The organism is Anaeroplasma bactoclasticum, assembly GCF_003550015.1.
GTDB classification, from domain to species: domain Bacteria; phylum Bacillota_I; class Bacilli_A; order Acholeplasmatales; family Anaeroplasmataceae; genus Anaeroplasma; species Anaeroplasma bactoclasticum.
The window spans coordinates 1-20,681 of the sequence record NZ_QXEV01000022.1; the positions used below are offsets into that span (position 1 = coordinate 1).

19 protein-coding genes, 2 tRNA genes and 1 pseudogene are annotated in these 20,681 nt (G+C 31.1%); 16 read left to right on the plus strand and 6 right to left on the minus strand.

Features of this window, described 5'->3' with window-relative positions; translation table 11 throughout:
- The first annotated feature begins 77 nt into the window (after window positions 1-77).
- From EI71_RS07655 to gltX, 5 genes are all read left to right on the plus strand, one after another.
- Complete coding sequence (locus tag EI71_RS07655; protein ID WP_119016668.1) at window positions 78-2,447, plus strand: DEAD/DEAH box helicase; 2,370 nt, start codon at window positions 78-80, stop codon at window positions 2,445-2,447.
- Window positions 2,448-2,551: 104 nt separating this feature from the next.
- Window positions 2,552-2,932: a Fur family transcriptional regulator gene (locus EI71_RS07660; protein ID WP_162849876.1), complete on the plus strand. Its 381-nt coding sequence runs from the start codon at window positions 2,552-2,554 to the stop codon at window positions 2,930-2,932.
- 16 nt (window positions 2,933-2,948) lie between these two features.
- A complete protein-coding gene (locus EI71_RS07665; RefSeq protein ID WP_119016670.1) occupies window positions 2,949-3,542 on the plus strand; it encodes a ferritin family protein in 594 nt (197 codons plus the stop codon).
- A gap of 146 nt (window positions 3,543-3,688) precedes the next feature.
- Window positions 3,689-4,915 (plus strand): S1C family serine protease, encoded by a 1,227-nt coding sequence (locus EI71_RS07670; protein ID WP_119016671.1) that lies wholly within the window; start codon window positions 3,689-3,691, stop codon window positions 4,913-4,915.
- 72 nt (window positions 4,916-4,987) lie between these two features.
- Entirely contained in the window at window positions 4,988-6,652 is a 1,665-nt protein-coding gene (gene gltX, locus EI71_RS07675; protein ID WP_119016672.1) for a glutamate--tRNA ligase, read from the plus strand.
- A gap of 76 nt (window positions 6,653-6,728) precedes the next feature.
- Here the strand turns inward: gltX and EI71_RS07680 are convergent.
- A tRNA-Glu gene (locus EI71_RS07680) sits at window positions 6,729-6,804 on the minus strand.
- A 142-nt stretch (window positions 6,805-6,946) separates the two neighbouring features.
- Between EI71_RS07680 and EI71_RS07685 the strand changes: the two genes are divergently transcribed.
- Both EI71_RS07685 and EI71_RS07690 read left to right on the plus strand, forming a co-directional pair.
- Window positions 6,947-7,022: transfer RNA gene (locus EI71_RS07685), tRNA-Arg, on the plus strand.
- A gap of 20 nt (window positions 7,023-7,042) precedes the next feature.
- A complete protein-coding gene (locus EI71_RS07690; protein WP_119016673.1) occupies window positions 7,043-7,462 on the plus strand; it encodes a YbjN domain-containing protein in 420 nt (139 codons plus the stop codon).
- Window positions 7,463-7,488: 26 nt separating this feature from the next.
- On the opposite strand, the gene EI71_RS07695 is transcribed toward EI71_RS07690, so the two are convergent.
- Together EI71_RS07695 and EI71_RS07700 are read right to left on the minus strand one after the other, a co-directional pair.
- Complete coding sequence (locus EI71_RS07695; RefSeq protein ID WP_119016674.1) at window positions 7,489-7,869, minus strand: acetolactate synthase; 381 nt, start codon at window positions 7,867-7,869, stop codon at window positions 7,489-7,491.
- A gap of 10 nt (window positions 7,870-7,879) precedes the next feature.
- A pseudogene (locus EI71_RS07700) lies at window positions 7,880-9,174 on the minus strand (phenylacetate--CoA ligase family protein).
- A gap of 165 nt (window positions 9,175-9,339) precedes the next feature.
- Here EI71_RS07700 and EI71_RS07705 point away from each other — a divergent pair.
- The 6 genes from EI71_RS07705 to EI71_RS07730 all read left to right on the plus strand — a co-directional run bounded on the left by EI71_RS07705 (window position 9,340) and on the right by EI71_RS07730 (window position 15,808).
- Window positions 9,340-9,714 carry a hypothetical protein gene (locus tag EI71_RS07705; RefSeq protein WP_119016675.1) on the plus strand — a complete coding sequence of 125 codons (375 nt, stop codon included), beginning with the start codon at window positions 9,340-9,342 and terminating at the stop codon, window positions 9,712-9,714.
- Window positions 9,714-10,196, plus strand: a complete 483-nt coding sequence (locus tag EI71_RS07710) for an NfeD family protein (RefSeq protein WP_119016676.1) — start codon at window positions 9,714-9,716, stop codon at window positions 10,194-10,196. Before EI71_RS07705 ends, EI71_RS07710 begins: the two co-directional genes overlap by 1 nt.
- Complete coding sequence (locus tag EI71_RS07715) at window positions 10,196-11,152, plus strand: SPFH domain-containing protein (protein ID WP_119016677.1); 957 nt, start codon at window positions 10,196-10,198, stop codon at window positions 11,150-11,152. Before EI71_RS07710 ends, EI71_RS07715 begins: the two co-directional genes overlap by 1 nt.
- A 217-nt stretch (window positions 11,153-11,369) precedes the next feature.
- Window positions 11,370-12,719, plus strand: coding sequence for an MBOAT family O-acyltransferase (locus EI71_RS07720; protein ID WP_162849877.1), 1,350 nt, complete (start codon window positions 11,370-11,372; stop codon window positions 12,717-12,719).
- Between the two features lie 9 nt (window positions 12,720-12,728).
- Complete coding sequence (locus tag EI71_RS07725) at window positions 12,729-14,111, plus strand: leucine-rich repeat protein (RefSeq protein ID WP_119016679.1); 1,383 nt, start codon at window positions 12,729-12,731, stop codon at window positions 14,109-14,111.
- A 17-nt stretch (window positions 14,112-14,128) separates the two neighbouring features.
- The gene (locus EI71_RS07730) at window positions 14,129-15,808 is read left to right on the plus strand and encodes a hypothetical protein (RefSeq protein WP_147387579.1); all 1,680 of its coding nucleotides are present in this window, start codon (window positions 14,129-14,131) and stop codon (window positions 15,806-15,808) included.
- A 63-nt stretch (window positions 15,809-15,871) separates the two neighbouring features.
- Here the strand turns inward: EI71_RS07730 and EI71_RS07735 are convergent, their stop codons facing one another.
- Window positions 15,872-16,642, minus strand: a complete 771-nt coding sequence (locus EI71_RS07735; RefSeq protein WP_119016681.1) for a nucleoside phosphorylase — start codon at window positions 16,640-16,642, stop codon at window positions 15,872-15,874.
- A gap of 179 nt (window positions 16,643-16,821) precedes the next feature.
- Between EI71_RS07735 and EI71_RS07740 the strand changes: the two genes are divergently transcribed.
- Genes EI71_RS07740 through EI71_RS07750 form a run of 3 tightly spaced genes read left to right on the plus strand, consistent with a single transcriptional unit; the run spans window position 16,822 to window position 18,887 of the window.
- On the plus strand, window positions 16,822-17,127 hold the full coding sequence (locus tag EI71_RS07740) for a hypothetical protein (RefSeq protein ID WP_119016682.1): 306 nt from the start codon (window positions 16,822-16,824) through the stop codon (window positions 17,125-17,127).
- A 1-nt stretch (window position 17,128) separates the two neighbouring features.
- Window positions 17,129-18,151, plus strand: coding sequence for a hypothetical protein (locus EI71_RS07745; protein ID WP_119016683.1), 1,023 nt, complete (start codon window positions 17,129-17,131; stop codon window positions 18,149-18,151).
- A gap of 4 nt (window positions 18,152-18,155) precedes the next feature.
- Entirely contained in the window at window positions 18,156-18,887 is a 732-nt protein-coding gene (locus tag EI71_RS07750) for a hypothetical protein (RefSeq protein WP_119016684.1), read from the plus strand.
- A gap of 35 nt (window positions 18,888-18,922) precedes the next feature.
- Here the strand turns inward: EI71_RS07750 and EI71_RS07755 are convergent, their stop codons facing one another.
- Window positions 18,923-19,780, minus strand: a complete 858-nt coding sequence (locus tag EI71_RS07755; protein ID WP_119016685.1) for a diacylglycerol/lipid kinase family protein — start codon at window positions 19,778-19,780, stop codon at window positions 18,923-18,925.
- A 1-nt stretch (window position 19,781) separates the two neighbouring features.
- On the minus strand, window positions 19,782-20,615 hold the full coding sequence (locus tag EI71_RS07760) for a lysophospholipid acyltransferase family protein (protein WP_162849878.1): 834 nt from the start codon (window positions 20,613-20,615) through the stop codon (window positions 19,782-19,784).
- Window positions 20,616-20,681 lie beyond the last annotated feature (66 nt).

A 20,681-nucleotide genomic window follows, 5' to 3' on the forward strand; every position in this document is an offset into this window, starting at 1 on the left:
CATGGTTAAATACCTCACTTTGACTGAAGTATAAACTCTATTTTTACATTATTGATGTCTATTTACCAACTTTTTGTTTGAACTTAGCATATTTTAAAAACATCAATGAAGAAAAGGCTACTTTAAGAGGAGTTAATCGTGTAACCGATGTAGAAATATCTTTGGATGCAAATTATTTAAAAATTGTTCCACCTATGGATTCATCCTTACTTGTAAGTGGTGTAAATCATGCCTATTTCATGAATAATGAGTTTATTTTTACTTATACTTATAAGTCTCGTATGGAAGCTAAGCTATTTGAAGGATTATTTAAGGTAGATGGAGCATTAATTATTGATGTAAATTCAGAATCCTTTATTTCTAATTTATTACCATTAATCAAAAATAATATTACTATCGATCAGGAATTCTATCAAAAATATCCAGTTCCAGATATTAAAATTAATTCATATTTCTCTTATGTAGATAGTAAGGTTACATTAAAGCCAAAGATTGCATGTAAGGAAATAGATAGAAATAGTCCATATATTAAGCAATTACTTGATGGTTATTTAACTACAGTAGTTAATTATGGATTAATTAAAGAAAACAAGGCATATGTATTATCTTCAATTGAAGATCAATACAAATTCTTAACAAGTGATTTATCCCCAATTAAAGCCTTTGGTGAGGTTTTCTTTGATGAGGATATGAAAACCCTAAAGGCTAAAAAGTCCAAAAGAACATCCATTTCTGTAAGCTATGATGTTGGATTATTAGACTTTAGATTTGAAAATGAGGATTTATCCCCTGAGGAGCTTGCTCAATTATTAAAAGCATATCATCAAAAGAAAAAGTTTATTAAGCTTAAGGATAATACAATTTTAGAAATTACAGAAGATGCAGCAAAGGAAATGGATGATTTCTTAGAGGATTTCAACATTTCTATTTCTGAATTAACAAAGCCTGTACGTAAGCCATTAAATTATTTATTAAAGCTTGTTAGTGGACAAGATACAAATGTTTCAATGGATGATGAAGTTATTAAAATGATTAAAAAGCTTCAAAACTATAAAAATGCAAATTATGAGCTTTCCGATAGCATCAAGAAGGATTTAAGAGAATATCAAATCGATGCCTTTAAATGGCTAAAAACACTATCTAGTTTCAATTTTGGTGGTATTTTAGCAGATGATATGGGTCTTGGTAAAACATTAGAGGTAATATCTTTCTTATCTAGTGATAAAACAACTAAGCCAAGCTTAATTGTATGTCCAATGTCTTTAGTTTATAACTGGGAAAATGAATGTGATAAGTGGCATTTAGATTGCCCATTTAAGCTAATACTTGGTGCATCCGAAGAAAGAGAAGCTATGATTAAAGGAATTAATCCAAATGAAAGAGCATTATTCATTACATCTTATGATTCTTTAAGAAGAGATGTAAACTTATATGATGTTGAATTCCGTTTTGTTATTGCAGATGAAGCACAATTTATTAAGAATCAATTTGCTCAAAAGAGCGAAGCAATTAAATCCTTAAAGAGTGATATGAATTTTGCATTAACTGGTACACCTATTGAAAATGGTCTTGCAGATTTATGGAGTATATTTGATTATTTAATGCCAGGATATTTATCTGATTATTCTCATTTTAAATCTAGATATGAATCCTTAATTGCACATGATGATATTGAAGCATTAGATACATTAAAGAAAAGAGTTGCTCCATTCATCCTAAGAAGAACTAAGAAGGATGTATTAAGCGATTTACCAGATAAGAGTGAAGAATATTATTATTGTAAGATGGAAACAAAGCAAAGACAAATTTACGATTCTTATGTTTCTAAATTAAAAGAAGATATTCAATCTGGTGGAAATAATATTTTAGCATTATTAACAAGATTACGTCAGATTTGTATTACACCAGAATTAATCTTACAGGAGCAATTTGATAATACAAAGATTAATTTAGCTGCTGATTTAATTCGTTCCTCCATTGAAGGTGGACATAGAATCTTAGTATTCTCTCAGTTTACTCAAGGATTCCCAATCTTATCTAGAGAATTAGATAAAATGGATATTAAGCATTTCATTTTAGATGGTACAACTAAGGCGAAAACAAGAATGGATATGGTTCAAGAATTTAATTCTAATACAGATATTAAGGTATTTATTATTTCCCTTAAGGCTGGTGGTACAGGATTAAATTTAACTGGTGCAGATATGGTAATCCATATGGATCCTTGGTGGAATTCTTCAGCTGAGCTTCAGGCAACAGATAGAGCATATCGTTTAGGTCAAACTAAGAATGTATCTGTAATTAAGCTTATTTGTAAGGATACAATCGAAGAAAAGGTTATTAAGCTTCAAGCAATGAAGCGTGAGCTTGCAGAAAGTGTTGTTGCATCCGACCAAACAAAGCAAGTAAAGCTTACAACTCAAGACATTTTAAACCTATTGGAGTAAGATTTTCTTACTCCTTTTTTCAATCCTATTGATTATTTTTTAAAGATAATATATACTATAATTAAGAATGATTCTTAATAGCGATTCAAAAGGAGGTTATATTGGTGCAAAGAAGAAACACCCTACAGAGGCTTAGAGTCAAAGAGGCCATAGATGTTTTGGGACATCCAACATCCGATGAGCTGATTCTATATATGAACAAGACTCATCCGGATGTTTCCCTAGCAACAATCTACCGTAACCTATCTATTCTTTTAGAGGATGGTGCGGTTATAAAATTGAAATTAGGAAATTCGAATATCTATGAAGCAGTAAAAGAAAAGCATTATCATTTTGTCTGTAGGGAATGTAAAAATATAATAGATATTCCATTAGATAAAATGAATGAAATTATGATTCCAAAAGAAATAATGGATAATCAAATTGTGGATCATGATTTTGTGTTTTTTGGCTATTGCAAGAATTGTAAAAAAAATATTATATGAAAAGAGGATGAAAAGAATGAAGAAGTTTGTATGTAAGGTTTGTGGTTATGTTTATGAAGGAGAGACTCTACCTAGCGATTTCAAGTGCCCTGTATGTAAGGCACCTGCAAGTGCATTTATGGAAGTAAATGGTGATATCCAATTAGCTGCTGAGCATGAATTTGGTGTTTATGCTAAAACAGTAAAGAATAATCCTGAAATTCCTGATAATGTTAAGAAGGAAATCTTTGATCAGCTAGTATCTAATTTCCAAGGTGAGTGTTCCGAAGTTGGCATGTATTTATGTATGGCAAGAATTGCTCATAGAGAAGGATTACCTGAGGCTGGCTTATACTGGGAAAAGGCTGCATTTGAAGAAGCAGAGCATGCTGCAAAGTTTGCAGAATTATTAGGATCTGATTTAGAGCCTAATATGACAGATTCTACTAAGAAGAATTTAGCTTGGAGAGTAGAATGCGAATTTGGTGCAACAGCTGGTAAGGTTGAGCTTGCTAAGCTTGCAAAGAAGTATAACCTAGATGCTATTCATGATACAGTACATGAAATGGCAAGAGATGAAGCTCGTCATGGTAAAGCATTAAAGGGCTTATTAGATCGTTATTTTAAATAAGAATTGACCACCATTTGGTGGTTTTTCTTTTTATAACCAATACATTATTTGTTATTTTAACAATTATTAAAAATATTCTTCCCAAATTTTTCACACAATTAAGACCTATAATATAGCTGTATTCCAAAAAAAGAGGTGTCTTTAAAATGAAGAAAAAATATGTTTTGGGATTGTTTTCATGTCTAGGAGCTTTTATGCTTGCTTCCTGTAGTGCAGGAATAAGTAGTATTGAAAGCGAGAATAATGTTTATCCTACAAATGCTATTAGTGGTACAGATGCTAACGGTGCTATAGAATCAAAGCAATTATTATATGATCCAGTATATGAATCTACTAGTGTAGATTTAAATATTTCTGATAATGTATCTACAAAAACATCAGTAGAAGAAACAGTAGAGAAGGTGTATGACTCTGTTGTATCAATTAGCGCAACTAGTGTTTCATCTATAGGAGCTGGTTCTGGTGTTTTATTTGCAAAAGATGATACCTTAGGATTAAGCTATATTGTTACATGCTTCCACGTAGTAAAGGGCTATTTATCCTATGAGGTTACATTATCGAATGGAGAAACATATTCTGCAGAATATGTAGGTGGATACCCTGATTATGATTTAGCTATTTTATCTATTGAAAAGACCGATTTAACTTATGCATCTATATATTCAAATTCGGATTCCTTAAAGCTTGGTTCAACCGTAGTTGCAATCGGTAATCCTTTAGGTACACTACCAGGGTCTGTATCTTCAGGTGTTGTATCTTATGTAAATCGTAGAGTACAAACAGATGATTATACATATCAAACTTTAATTCAAACGGATGTTGCGATTAATTCTGGAAATTCTGGTGGAGGATTATTTAATACAGCTGGCGCATTAATTGGTATTGTTAATGCAAAGTATTCTGCATCTGGAATTGAAGGCTTAAGCTTTGCTGTACCATCTAAAAATGTTATTGAAACAGTAGAAGAGGTTTTATCTACAGCTAAGTATGATACTGCAAATAAGGTTTGGAGTAGTGGATATGTAAGAGGAGATTATGAATATGGATTCACAATTTCTTTAGGTGTATATCAAACGGGTAGTGGATGGAACAGAACACAATCTTATGTGTATTATGTAAGTGATGTAGAGTCAAATTCTACATATACAGGTACAGAATTAAAGAAGTCAGATATTGTTAAATCTATTAAGGTAGATTATAGTGATGAATCTAAAGAAGATTATCTATATACTGTAAATACGAATGAAGATGTTAACAAGTGGCTTTATTCTTTAGAGTTAGATTTAGATGATACATTATACTTTACCGTGACAAGAGATAATCAAGAACAAACGATTATGGTGGATGTTTGTCAATTTATCTATTCTATTTAAAAATATAGGCTCTGTTTTTTCTTGAAAAGCAGGGCCTTTTCCTATATAATAGGAAAGAATTGAGGTGTTAATATGGCTAATTATAATGATTTAGCTGAGTTAATCTTCCCAGAAATAACTGAAACTGTGGAGGATTTGGAAAAAAGATATCCAAATAGAAATTTAAAAGAAGGAGCAATGGTTACAAGATTCGCACCATCTCCTACTGGTTTTTTACATACAGGAAGCTTATTTACTTCCTTAATTAGTGCAAGATATGCAAAGCAGTCTGGTGGTGTATTTTATATTCGTTTAGAGGATACAGATACTAAGCGTGAGATTGCAGGTTCTGGTGAATCCTTAATTAAGCAGCTTGCTGTATTTGATGTTATTCCTGATGAGGGATATTTATCTGATACAGAAGAAACTGGAAATTATGGTCCATATAAGCAATCTAATCGTGCAAATATTTATAAGACTTGTATTAAGCATTTAATGAAGATGGGAAGAGCTTATCCATGCTTCTGCACGCAAGAGGAATTAGCTGAACTTAGAAAAGAACAAGAGGCTAATAAAGAAATTCCAGGCTATTATGGAAAATATGCAAAATATAGAGATTTCCCTATTGATGATGCAATTGCTAAGATTAAGGCTGGAGATCCTTATATCATTCGTTTTAAGTCTATGGGTGATCATAATAACAAGATTAAGTTCCATGATGAAATTAGAGGAGACTTAGAGCTAACTGAAAATGATCAGGATATTGTAATTTTAAAGGGTGATGGTCTTCCAACTTATCACTTTGCACATTTATGTGATGATCATTTCATGCATACAACTCATATTACAAGAGGAGAAGAATGGTTACCATCTCTACCTATCCATCTAGAATTATTTGATACTATGGGATTTGAAAGACCTAAATATGCTCATTTCCCAGTAATTATGAAGGTTGAAAATGGTAATAGAAGAAAGCTTTCTAAGCGTAAGGATGTAGAAGCTGCAGTTTCTTATTTCTTAGAGCAAGGATATCCTAAGTATGGATTTATTGAATACTTACTTACCATCGCAAACTCTAATTATGAGGAATGGAGAAACGCTAATCTAGATAAGGATTTCTATGACTTTAAGTTATCCTTTGATAAGATGAGCTTAGACGGTGCATTATTTGACTTAGAGAAGGTTGCATCTATTTCTAAGGAAAGAATGGCATTCCGTAAGGCTAAGGATTTATGTGAAGAAGTTAAAGAATGGGCTAAGACTTATGATTTAGACTTCTATAATAAGATTACTCAAGATGAGGAATTCTTCACAAAAATCTTAAATATTGAGCGTGAAAAGGAAAAGCCTAGAAAGGATTATGCAAAGTATTCTGATATTTATCCAATCATTGGATTCTTCTATGATGATGAATATAATAAGATTGATTTAGCTAATTTAGAATGGAATCCACAGTTTAATAAAGAAGATATTAAAGCTGTTTTAGAGGATTACAAGAATACAATTGATTTATCCTTAGATGAAGAGACTTGGTTTAATTCTATGAAGGAATTATCTCTTCGTCATGGATTTGCAGATAATGTTAAGGTATGGAAGAAGGATAAAGAAGCATATAAGGGTCATGTTGGTGATGTTACAGGCTTCTTAAGAATTGCATTATCCGGTAGAGGAGTATGTCCAAATCTTTATTATATCATTCAAATTTTAGGCAAAGAAAAGACTTTAGAAAGAATCAATAAAGTTCTAGCCACTTTATAAGAAAAAGCCCCTAGGGGCTTTTTTTGATATACTATAAAAAAATAAAAGGCTGAATTATCAGCCTTGAATTATCCTTTGGTACCCACTACGGGGGTCGAACCCGTAATCTTCTCCTTGAGAGGGAGACGTGTTAACCATTCCACCAAGCGGGCATGTTTGAGATTGCAACTTTCACCAAGTCGCAATAAGTATTATACATAAAGGGTATTCGAATGTCAATAAGAAATTTCTTTTTTTCAAGGGGATTTATTCTCCTTGAGAAATAGAAAATAAAATATTATAATATTTATAAATGTAACCGTAGCTCAGCTGAATAGAGCCTCACCCTCCGAAGGTGTATGCACGGGTTTGAATCCCGTCGGTTACGCCATATTATATCTGGAGGAAAATATGAATCTAGAAAGAATTTATGAAAGAATACATGATGCATGGAGTAATATAAAATTTAATGTTTTTCCTACAAAGGATGGGCTTTTAAGATTTGAAGCATCTGCAGCCTTAGAAGGTGTCGGAGATGATATTTTAATTGCAACGATTATAGGAGATAGGGCATTGGCTATTGATTTTATATTCGACTATATAAATGCAACGGAAGAAGCATATCAAAAGATCAATCAATTTAATGAATTGAATTTATTTTATAAGGCATATATTCGTCATGATGGATTCTTAGTAATAAATTATCATGCTCCTGTAATAGATGAAGAACAAGCAGCTCAAGAGTTTAATTATGCTCTTTTAGGGCTTGCAGAAGAGTCAATGAAAAAATCATTACTTCCCATAACAAAATTAACATTTCAAGAAAAATAAAGCTCCTCGTATGAGGAGTTTTATTGTTATTCTAATATTTTTCTTGTTGCTTCTAAATCATCTGTTTTAATTAAGATATATGTATAACCATCCTTAGAATAGGAATAGATATATTCAATATTAACCTTTGCATCGGCAAGCTTCTTTAATATTTTTTCTAAATCACCAGGCTCATTTTTTACCATGATGCTTAAGAGGTCTGTTAATGTAGTCATATATCCTTCATCGGTTAATGCCTTTTGGGCAGCCTTATTATCCTCTGTAATTAAACGCAAGATTCCAAAGTCTTCTGTATCTGCAAGATTTAAGGATACAATATTGATTTTTTTATCACCTAATATTTTTAAAATGTTATATACATTTCCTTTATCATTTTGTGTATAAATAGCTAACTGATTTACAATCATAATGTCCTCCTTAAATTTTTCTATTATCAATTGTACGCTTAGTTTTACCATCGGATAATGGAATCTCACCAGGAGAGCAGAAGGTAATCTTAGGTGCTATACCAATCGCGCTAGTAACCATATGCTCTACAGATTTCTTTAGAATTTCAATATCCTTAATCGTGTCCGTAAAGTATGCAGGATTCAATTCTACTTTGATTTCTAAGGAATCTAATAATCCCTTTCTATCTACAACAAGTAAATAATGGGCTCCATTAAGCTCTTTAATCTTAGTTAATGTATGTTCAATTTGGCTTGGGAATACATTAACACCACGGATGATAAGCATATCATCACTTCTAGCTTTAACGCGGTCCATTCTTACTAATGTTCTACCACAAATTGGGCATACCCCATGATATAAGGAGCATAAATCTCTAGTTCTATAACGAATTAGAGGAACTCCTTCCTTTCTTAAGGTTGTAAAAACTAATTCACCTTCAACTCCATCAGGTAAAACCTCTAAGGTTTCTGGGTCAATGATTTCAGGATAGAAGTAATCCTCTTGAACATGTAAATATTTACCGCCACAGTTCATAGAAACACCAGGACCAGAAATTTCAGATAAGCCATAAATATCATAAGCCTTTATATGAAGCTTTTCTTCAATTTGAGCCTTCATGCCTTCACTCCAAGGCTCAGCACCAAATATACCAATGCGAAGTGAAAAATCCTCAATAGTATATTCATCTGATTTTTCAATAGCCTCAGCTAATACAAGCGCGTAAGAAGGAGTACAGCATAAAACAGTTGCCTTAAAATCCTTTAGTAATTGTAGCTGACGGCTTGTATTACCAGTAGAACAAGGCACAACTGCACATCCAAGCGCCTCAGCACCATAATGTGCACCAAGTCCACCAGTGAATAATCCATATCCATAGGAAATATGGACAATATCACTTTTTGTAACTCCAGCGAATGTTAAGCTTCTTTTAAAAGCTTCACTCCAATCATCTAAATCTCTTTTGGTATAGCCCATAGTAGTAAGCTTACCTGTTGTACCACTAGATGCATGAATTCTTACAATATTGTCCATGCTTGTGGCGAAGAAGCCATAAGGATAATTTTCTCTTAAATCATGCTTTGTTGTAAATGGAAGCTTTTTTAAATCATCAATAGATTTAATATCTGATGGCTTAATCCCGGCCTCATCCATTTTTTTCTATAGGGCTTTTGATTTTCATATACATATTTAATTTCTTCTATTAGCCTTTGGCTTTGAATAGAATTCATCTCTTCTTTGTTTAAATATTCAATCTTTTCCATAAATAATCCCTTTTTTATTTCATATTTTTACTAATTATATATTAAATATTCTAAAATGTATAGAATAATTGTATGGATATAATTTGAATTTTTTTGAATTTTATTGAAAAAGTGTTGAATTACTATGAATTTGTGCTATAATGTGAATTGTAAAGAGGTGATTCTATGCTAGAATTTTTTGATGCAGATGAAAAAGTTGGCTATGCTTCAATTTATGAAAATCATATTACCTTTAATAAAGAATTACTGAAATACTTTAGTGATTGTTATAGGGTAAGAGTTGGGATTGATAAAGAAGAAGAAAAAGCATTCATCTTTTTGATGGATAAGGATTACGCATTGTCTGGTGAGGTTAGTGAGTCATCCTTACTTAAAATCTCTTTATCGAAGAGCTACGCAAGAATAAGCTCAAGAAGCTTAGTGGATTATGTGGCGAAATCCTTTAATCTTAAAATAAAAAGCGATGGCGCTATTAAGCTTAAGGCGATATTCGATGAAAAGAAAAAGGCAATCGTAATATTCATGGGAGGTGAAGCTTAATGTTTTTAGATTTTTTAGCTGATATTGAAAATTATATGATTTGGGTTTGGCTTGGTATTTTTGTTTTAACATTAGTACTTGAGGCATCCACACAGGATTTTGTTTCTATTTGGTTTTCTGTAGGCGCACTTATGGCAATGGCAGTTTCAGGATTTACTCCATTTTGGGCAGAATTAATCGTGTTTGTTGTGGTTTCTGCATGTGCGTTAATCTTCACAAGACCACTTGTAAAGAAAATGATGGATAGAACCGTTAGAAAAACAAATTCAGATGAATTCTTAGGTAAAAGAGTTAAGGTTATAAAAGAAATCACAAAATATGATGGTGGTGAAGTAAAGCTTAATGGTATTACCTATGTTGCAATATTAATGGAGGAAGAAGAAAAAAGTATTCCTGTAGATAGTATTGTTGAAGTAGTTTCTTTAAAAGGAAATAGAGTTATAGTAAAACTTATTGATGAAGGAATTAAGGAGGAAGAATAATGTTTTTAGAGTTTAATGGCGGAGTAATCGCTGCAATTATTATTTCAGTTATTGTTGTACTTATCTTGATTTATTTAATTACTTGTATTCGTATTGTAAGACAAACAAATAAATATGTTGTTGAACGTTTAGGTGGATATCATACGACTTGGGGTGTAGGTTTCCATTTCTTATGTCCATTTGTTGACCGTGTTGCACATATTGTATCTATGAAGGAGCAGGTAAAGGATTTTGATCCTCAGCCAGTTATTACAAAGGATAATGTTACTATGCAAATTGATACAGTTGTATTCTTTCAAGTAACAGACCCTAAGCTTTTCGCTTATGGTGTTGAAAATCCTATCGCTGCAATTGAAAACCTAAGTGCAACTACTCTTCGTAATATCATTGGTGAACTTGATTTAGATGAAACACTAACATCAAGAGATATCATTAATACGAAGATGAGAAGTATTCTAGATGAGGCTACAGACCCTTGGGGAATCAAGGTAAATCGTGTGGAGGTTAAAAACATTCTACCACCAAAAGATATTCGTGATGCCATGGAGCGTCAGATGAGAGCTGAACGTGAAAGAAGAGAAAAAATCTTATTAGCTGAAGGTGAAAAGAAGAGCCAAATCCTACTTGCTGAAGGTCAAAAGGAATCTCAAATTCTAAAGGCAGATGCAGAAAAGGAAGCTATGATTAAGAAGGCTGAAGGTCAGGCTCAATCTATTTTAAAGGTAAAAGAAGCTGAAGCTATGGGTATTAAGCTTATTCGTGAGGCTGAAGCTGAAGGTTTAAAGAGCTTAAATGCTGCAAAAGTTACAAATGAGGTATTAACATTAAAGAGCTATGAAGCTGTTAAGGATTTAGCAAATGGTCAAGCAACAAAGATTATTGTTCCATCTGAGCTTCAAAATCTTGCAACTGCAGCTACAACAATCAAAGAAGTAATTCATACAGAAAAGAAATAGTGTTTTCCTTTTAGGGGCTTATAGCCCCTTTTTCTATTTTGTTTTACAACAAGGCATAATTTTGTTATAATAACCTTGTTTTAAATTGGAGAGTTTTATTATGAGCTTTAATTCACTTGAATTTTTAATATTTTTACCCATAGTTTTTATACTATATTTTATATTTCCTAAGAAATACAGATATTTTATACTCTTAATCGCATCCTATGTGTTCTATATGTGGTGGAATTGGAAATTAATCTTCTTAATTCTAATCACTACATTAGTTTCATATACTGCAGGTATAGGTATAAGAAATACGGATAAAATTGCTATAAAAAGGCTATTAATGATTTTATCTATTACTGTATCCTTAGGAATTTTAATTTTCTTTAAATATGCAAATTTCATAGTAGAAAGCTTTATATTAGGTATAAATTCTTTAGGTGGAGGATTAACATTCGATGCCATAAATATTATTTTACCTGTTGGTATATCCTTTTATACATTTCAAACATTATCTTATGTAATAGATATTTATAAAGGTAAAATAGAGGCAGAAGAAAATCCATTCTATTATGCATTATATGTATCCTTTTTCCCACAGCTTGTTGCAGGACCAATTGAAAGAAGTGGGGATTTACTTCCACAGCTTAAAAATAAAGAAGGTAATCATTATCAAAACCTATCTATTGGTTTAAAGCAAATGCTTGTAGGCTTTATTAAAAAAATAGCTATTGCAGATATGGTTGCAGTATATGTGAATAATATATTTAATAATATTGATAATACCAATGGATTATTAGTTTTAGTAGGAACTATATTATTCTCTATACAAATCTTATGTGACTTTTCCGGCTATAGTGATATAGCTATTGGCTGTGCTAGATGCTTTAACATAAAATTATCTAAAAATTTTGATAAGCCATATTCTGCCATATCCATTAAGGATTTTTGGAATCGTTGGCATATTACCTTATCTACATGGTTTAGAGATTATGTCTATTTTCCAATGGGAGGCTCTAGAGTAAATAAGGTAAGATTATGTATAAATATATTAGTTGTATTCTTACTTTCAGGTATATGGCATGGTGCTGCATGGACATTCATCCTTTGGGGCTTAATGCATGGTATTATGCGAATTATAGGTCAACTAATAGAGCCATTAAGAGAAAAAGCATATAATAAATGGAATATCAATAAGGATTCTATATTTATTAAAATAATTAGAATTTCTATTACTTATATATTAGTATCCCTAACCTGGATAGCATTTAGAAGTAATAGCTTAGCTGAAATGGCAACAGCATATAGATTATTATTTTCATCATGGAATTTGAATGGAGAATATTTTAATACTTTTAAGAATATATTAAATATGCCACTAGAAATGGCAATCTATATTCCTATAGCAATCTTAGGCTTAAAGTTTATTGATCTTATTCGTATTGAATTTAAGGAATCCAAAATGACTCCATATGTATTAAGAAAGGTATTATATACTGTATTAATATTATTAGTCATGGGTTGCTTCATTTATCAAAAGAGCAGTAATATTGAATCTGCCTTCATTTATTTTCAGTTTTAGGAGGGCAAGATGAAAAAGTTTTATATTAGTTTAGCATCTATATTTTTAAGTATAGTAGTATCTGTTACTCTATTCTTTATTATCATTTCTAATTTTGAAGCCAAATATAGAAATACCTATTATGGTGAATTAGAAAATAAAACAGAAAGATTAGATTCCATTAATGATAAAAAGATTGTCTTTATTGGAGGATCTAGTCTATCCTTTGGAATTAAATCCAAAGAATTAGAAGAGGCATTAGGAATGCCTACAGTATCTTACGGCCTATATGCATCCTTAGGTACAAAGATTATGATGGAGCTTGCATATAATTCCATTCATGAAGGAGATATTGTAATACTTGCACCTGAAATATCAGAGGATACATATTCTACAATGATGAATTATAAGAATATATTAAAATGCTTTGAGGGTAATGATTTATACAAAAGATTAGATTTTAATTATCAAATGGAATTCTTATATAATTATCCTTCATTTCAGCTAGAGAAGAATAAAATAGAAATCTCAGAAGAAAAGAAGCCTTATACAAAGGATTCCTTTGATTCCTATGGAGAAATCTATGATGATTTAAGAATCAATAATATTATGCAAAAGTATTATGATCCATCTCAAGAAATTAAGCCATCTGGTGATTTATTTCGTGATGAATTTATTACTTATTTAAATCAGTATAATGATGGAATAAAATCTAAAGGAGCTACCCTATATTTTGGATATTCTCCAACAAATCAAAAAGCATTTAATGATTCAGATTTAGATAATTATAATTCTATAATAGAAAAAAGATTAAATTTTGAATCCTTAGGTAATATTAAAGATTATATCTATAATGAATATTATTTCTATGATACAAATTTCCATCTAAATAGCGCTGGTGCTTACTTACATACAAGTAAGCTTGCAAAAAATCTTTCAAATAAATTAAATCTAGAAATAAAGAAAGAAATAGAAATCATATCTATGCCATCTCCACTATATACACTTGGAGATGAAATAGAATTAGATTCTATTATCTATACAAAATCAAATAATGGCTATTTTGTAAGTGATGTATTAGATACATTTAAAGGAACTAGAATTGAAATTCCAAAGGAAATCTTTGGAGTGAAGGTTATTGGTGTATTAGATCAAGCATTCTCTAATTTAGAAAATCTAGAGGAATTAGTATTACCTGAGACTATTGAATCCTTAGGTGATGAATGCTTCTATAATTCATTGAAATTAATAAAGATTTATCTAAATTCAGATAATGCACCACTTGTACCATCGAGCGGATTATTTGATAATACAAATCCAGACATAAAGGTTTATGTACCTAAAGCTAAACTTAAGCTATATACCTCAGGCTATACATGGATGAGTTATATTTCATATTTAAAATCATATTAAAAGGAGAGTTAAGAAAAATGAAGAAAAAATTATTGGGATTATTAGTTTTAGCAGGCTTAGGCCTTGCATCTTGTGGTAGTGATACGAAAACAAGCACAGATTTAAAAACTACAACTGAGACAACTACAACTATTGAAACTACTACAGGTAATACAACAACAGAAACTACAACAACAGAAACTACAACAACTACCCCAACTACAACAAATACTACAACACAGCCAGTTGAAAACAACCTATTTGAATACTGTGGAGAGTATTATACATTAGATGACATTAAAGCAAATTTAAAAAAGAATACAGAGGATAAATTCTATGGCTTTAGCATGGATGATTTTGAAAACCAATTACCAATGCCAAGCTTAGATGTATCCTTTGCTGATCAACAAAGCATTGATCCATTCTTACAGCTTAGTGATATCTTAGATTATTGTGCATTCTACCATTTAGATGAAATTACTATTAATTTTGATGGTGGTAATGCAGAACAATATATGGAATATATAAGATATTGTTATTGGAATTCTAAGTTATTAGTTTCTATTGTGAATTTCACATTAGAGCCAAGTGAAGATTCTGTTGCTATTCATTTTATATATAATGAAGAGGCAAATACATATATTTCTAAGGAAGATGATCAATTACCTCCAATTACTATTCCATATACCTTCTATAGTAAGGGAGCAAAAAGAGATATCAATAATGATGACTTTGGATATAAGGATTATACAAATGGTACGATTGATGTATATAATTCAGATCAATTAGTTTACGCACTTGAAAATAAGTATATTCCAAATCCACTTCCAAATTCCCCTGCAGAAAAAATCTTTACTAAGGCAAAGAAAATCTTAAATAATATTATTTATGATGATATGACTTTAGTAGATAAGGTTACTGCAATTCAATCCTACATTTTATCCAATTCAAGCTATGCAGCAAGTGAGGATTATGCATGCTACTTAAGAGATGAAAACCATCCAGATGAAATTATGTCAATGCTTCAGGCAGCCTATGTAGAAGGTGTGCTTGATGGCAAGGAAGGCGTATGTCATGGATTTGCAAAAACATTATCCCTATTATGCTCTATTGAAGGAATTGATAATGTTAAGGTTTCATCCCCAAATAGTCAAATTAGCCATTTTATGACTATTTCATCCTTTATTGGCGATGATGGAGTGCGCTCTTACCAATCTCATGGATATGTATATATCAAGGATCCAACGACAAATCTATATTATATCAGTGACCCAACATATTCCTTCTTTACTGTATATAATGGATACTATCACTATAGAGAACTTGCAGTTATGAAGGCTTATAGCACTTGGAGAGAGTTATATCGTGATCAAGCAAAGGATTTATTCTGTGTGCAAAATAATACGAATATGGGAAAAGAGGATATCGACTATAAGGATTGCTTCAAGATGAGTGCTAATGGTAAAACAATGGATTTATATTTAACAACTGAAGCAGAAGTAGATACTTTAATTGATAATTTGCAGGCTTATATTGATTCTTATTCAGATTCTAGCTTTGGAGAAAATGGCTTATATGAATTAAATGTATTTACAAGTGATGATGTATATGGTTATGCATATAGTGCATTCAATAATTCTAATTTCGATATTCCATTTATTAATTATAGTGGTAAATATCCTGATTTAGGATTCCAAATCTGGTTTTATAAGTATTAATATATATTTAAATATCTAAGATAGATAAAAATTGAGCCATCCGTTTATTTGGATGGCTCTTTTTTATTTTTCAGCAATTCTTTTTGCAATATAATAGGCTACATTAATAATTTCTAATCTTTTATCATTGGATAGCATACTATCTCTAGCCCCTCTATCCCAGGATTTAGAATCTAGATTATCTGCACGATATAGGAATGGATATATATCAATATTATGGTAGCGAGCGACTGCCTCAACTGCAGCAAGTTCCATTTCAACTGCGATACAGCCTTCCTTTTTTCTTTCATTCATTTCAATATCAGTTTCTCTAAAGAAGGCATCCGTAGTCCATGATTTTCCTATAACATATTTTAGATTTAATTCATCTAAATAAGATGAAACATCTTTATAATTTTTAATATCTATATAATCACTTGGCTCCATATAGTGGTAGGATGTACCCTCATCTCTATAGCAAGCACTAGGTACAATCAAGGTAGATGGCTCTATATTTTTATCTAATGCGCCACAAGTACCAAAGATTACAGCCTTATTACAATTATAAATATGGGCTACCTCCATTAATAAAACAGAAGTAATTGGGGCTCCAATCGATGTTTTAATTAAACCTATATTGGTACCCTTAAAGCGATATACAGGATAAATTTCAGATATAGATCTTATACCATCTATAGATACTACCTCAATTAAATCATTATCCTTTAATAAATCGATAATTCTTCTTGAGAATGTAACAATAAATGAATCAAAGGTTATATCACTTTTTTCATAGCAATCTGAAACATTTATTAGTGGTTTTCCCTCTTTACAATAGGAATTGATAATGCTCATAATAAGACTCCCCTTTAAATGATTTTTATAATTGTATCATATAGATATTACTTATACAATAATATGTATATGAATTCTAAGAAAAAGGTACTCGATTACAAAATTTTACACTTTTTTACATTTACACTTTACAAAATTTTACACTTATTGTAAAATAATGTTAGAGAAAGGGTGATTGTATGAAAATTACAGATATAGTGACAATCACAGAATTGTCACGAATAACAAATAAATCTAGACCTACATTATATAAATATATATCTGATTTTGAAGCAGGTAATTTATCTGAAATACCAGGAGCTATAGTTAAGCTATTTGAAGGCATTTCAACTGGTGAATTTTCTAAAAAGGATATTTATAGCTACTGTGATAGCTATTTTATGGAAAATGATGATTTAGCTGAATTATTTAATTTTATAAAGGAAAATAAAAATAAGATTAATTTAGTCGCATTAAAGGAATTTATATTAAAGGAGATTAGATAATATGGAAGAAACTAAGAACATATTTTTAAATGAAGATAATTTATATTTATCCTTAGAATATTATAGATTAAAGAAGGATTTAGAAATCATTGAAGAAAGAATAAGAGATAATGCTCCTATTGATACAAATGATGAAAAGAATAAGCTAAATAAGGTTTGGCAGGATAAGGTAGTAAATACCATAAGAAAGAAAAATACAAATAGCCTATCCGAGGAAAAGAAAAAATATATGGATCAGATGGATCTATTCTTAAATAATAATGGTAATGGCTATGATAAGTGTGAAGAGGAATTAGTATCCTTAGTTAATGAATTCTTTAAAAATGATGCAAGTGGTGAGGCAAGAATAATCTTTGGAATAAAGCTTGCTTTAAATAGTGAATATAAATTCTTTGATGAAAAGACATCACTAGAAAAGGTATCAAATCTATTATTTGATAATCTAACTAAGCTTGGTGAGGTTTTAGAGGAATTAAAGAAGAATTATTATGCAATTAATAAAAAGAAATTAAATGAATTTGATAAGAATGTATGGAAGGGATTAGGTATTGTATTAGTATCAAGCCTAGCATTAGGTCCTATTGGTACACTCGCATCTACATGGAATAAGGATGTTAAAGAGGCATTAAATGAATTAACCTATGCCGGAGAAAAGACAAATACAATTGCTCTAACTGTTAGTGCGGCTACATTAAATATATTCTTAATTGGTGCAACCGCAGGTGTGATTGGACTTTCTGAATTAAGGAAGGATGATGTATTAAAGAAAGAATACAGAGCAATTACTCCAGATTCCTTAGCTATGCGTTATGCAATTAAGGCAACCATTATTGAAGAGATTAAGAAGAAGGGGGACAAAGAGGTTTTAGCTAAATGCTTAGATGATGCACTTACTGTCTTAGATAACTATAGAGCCGATCAGGAATATATGATGATTGTTGAAGGCCTAGATAAGGAAATTGCATCAAGAAAGATTACGATTTCTAACAATTTAGTAGAAAGACTAGCTGAAATTTCTAAGTAGAATTATGAAAGATGAATATAAATTTCATATTGAAGAGGATTTTTCTATTCATCTTTTAGCTAAAGGAATAGAAGAGATTCTTCTAAAAAACGAAATGGTTATCCAAATGGATAACCCTAGTGATAATAAATATATAATTTGTGCCACAAATATAAGAGGAAGAGGCTCTAAGGTATTTCATACCATATCTGGTACATCCTGCTCATTATCTATATTACTAGAAGTAGAAGATGATATATTAAGAGTATATTTTAGTGATATGGCCTATCAAGATAAGGGACTTGCCTATTTGATATCTATAGGTGTACCAATATTCTTCTTTAGTGCCTCCTATGGAGTTATAAGACAATCCTTACTTGAAGAAGAAATCATTTCTTATATTAATGGTGTTTTAAAAGAGGAAGGAGTGAATTTAAGTAATATGACTATAAAACAAAGAATTATATGTGCAACTCCAATTATAAGCCTTATTATTTTCTTATCTATGGGATTCATTTGGAAAATGTGGGGCTGGGGAAGCTTAGCATTTTTATTAATACCGCTTATGCCTATTTTCTTGGGTGAAATTAATCCAGAATATATTTTCCCATTTGTTATTAGTGGTATTTATATAGGACTTGGATTTGGACTAAATTTATGGCATCCAGCATGGATTATTTTCTTAACAATTCCAGTTTATTATATATTATTCCCAGTGAAGAATAAAAAACCAATCAAAAAGCAATATAGATATTAAAAAATGGCTACTAAGTTTTCTTAGTAGCCCTCATTTTATTCTTCGTACCATGCATCGTACTCTTTAACATCTAAATATGTTTCACCATCGATTTGAAGAGCACAAGGGGTATCAAATTCTACATGGACATGCTTACCAACTAGAAATTCAACCATCTCTGTATGCTTTACATGAGTTCCTTTAAAGATTCCCATAAAAGCGGTAATGGTATGTAATCTTGATTGACCATACATAACAGCACAAGTAAGATTACCGCTTAATCTGTTTTGTTCTGGGGTTGCTTTCATACCACCGCCATAATATCTACCATTCATTGCAGGGGCAATCCATACCTCTTTGAATTCTTTAGTAACACCATCAACAGTAACCTTAGCGTTTCTACGCTCATATTTACCACGTAAAAGTGAAATAGCGATAGAAGTATAATTTGGCTTTTTACCCTTTGCACGGATTTCATCCGCAACCTCACAAACCATTCCATCAAGACCATATCCTACATTGTTGATGAAATAAGTCTCTTTACCATTCACTCTAACCTTAGGTAATTTTTCTAAATATTTATTGATTTCAATAAGCTTTAAATTTAAGCATTTATCCTTTATGTCATTAACAAAATCATTACCTGTACCATATGGAAATAAATAATAATTAACTCCTTCTGGTACAGTATAGGTTTTAATGTCGTTGGCAAAAAAATTTAGTGTGCCATCGCCACCACATAAAATAAGATTATCTCCTGGCTGTAGGTCTTTTGCTAAATCCTCAAAGATAATAGAAGTATAATCGACTTCCTCTAAATCAGGGAATTGGCCATTTAAATCCTTAATGGCTTTTTTCTTACCTTCATCACCTTTTCCATTATTTGATAGTGGATTATAAAGCAAATAATTCATATTAACCCCTTTCTGCTAGCTTCTCCTCGATTAAATGCTTACAGTAGTGTGCTAGCTCTTGTGAATTCATATCTTTATATTTTTCGTAAGGTATAACCTCACATACATCGACAAACACTCTTGTGTTTTTATACCAGAACTGCTTACCTACCTTGTGGGTATTTTTAATTGCTACAACTGTGATTGGGCATTTTGCCTTAAATGCTATTTTGAAACTTCCACCCTTGAATTCAAGTAATCCATCTTCAGGATGATGATTTCTTGTTCCTTCTGGGCAAATATATACAGAAGCTGCATTCTTTTGTAATGCTTTAGCTGCTCTTACAATAGATTTAACTGCATTAAAATCATTATCTCTATCAATTTCAATGAAATTGCAATTGTAGATGAATGGTCCTGCAATAGGCATTGTAAGATTGCCTGGCTTTGTTACACAAGTAATAGGCTGGGCTTTTGTATAATAGATAATAGGCATTGGGTCAAAATTAGAAGTATGATTAGAAACTATCAAACTCTTTTCCTTAGGGAATTCTCCGCTTCTTGTAAAATGAATACGGAATAAGAATGGCACAACATAAGATGTTTGCCATACAAACCAATAACAAAGCTTATTCGCTTTTTCTGGCTGTGGCTTACCCTTCTTGATTCTTGCATTCATAAATAAAGATGCTATCCATAGTGGAATTAAATAAATTCCAAACCAAATTACGTATAGAATAGGAATAATCAATACGAATATGAGAATCCACCACCACGTTGTATAGGTATGAGTAAAATAACAAGTCAAACCCGATGTAGCAGTAGCTAAAAGAATAAGTATTGTATTAACTATCATAATAATAACTCCTCATTGTTGTCTTAATTTTATCATTTTTCTTTTTTATTTTCTACATTTTAGATA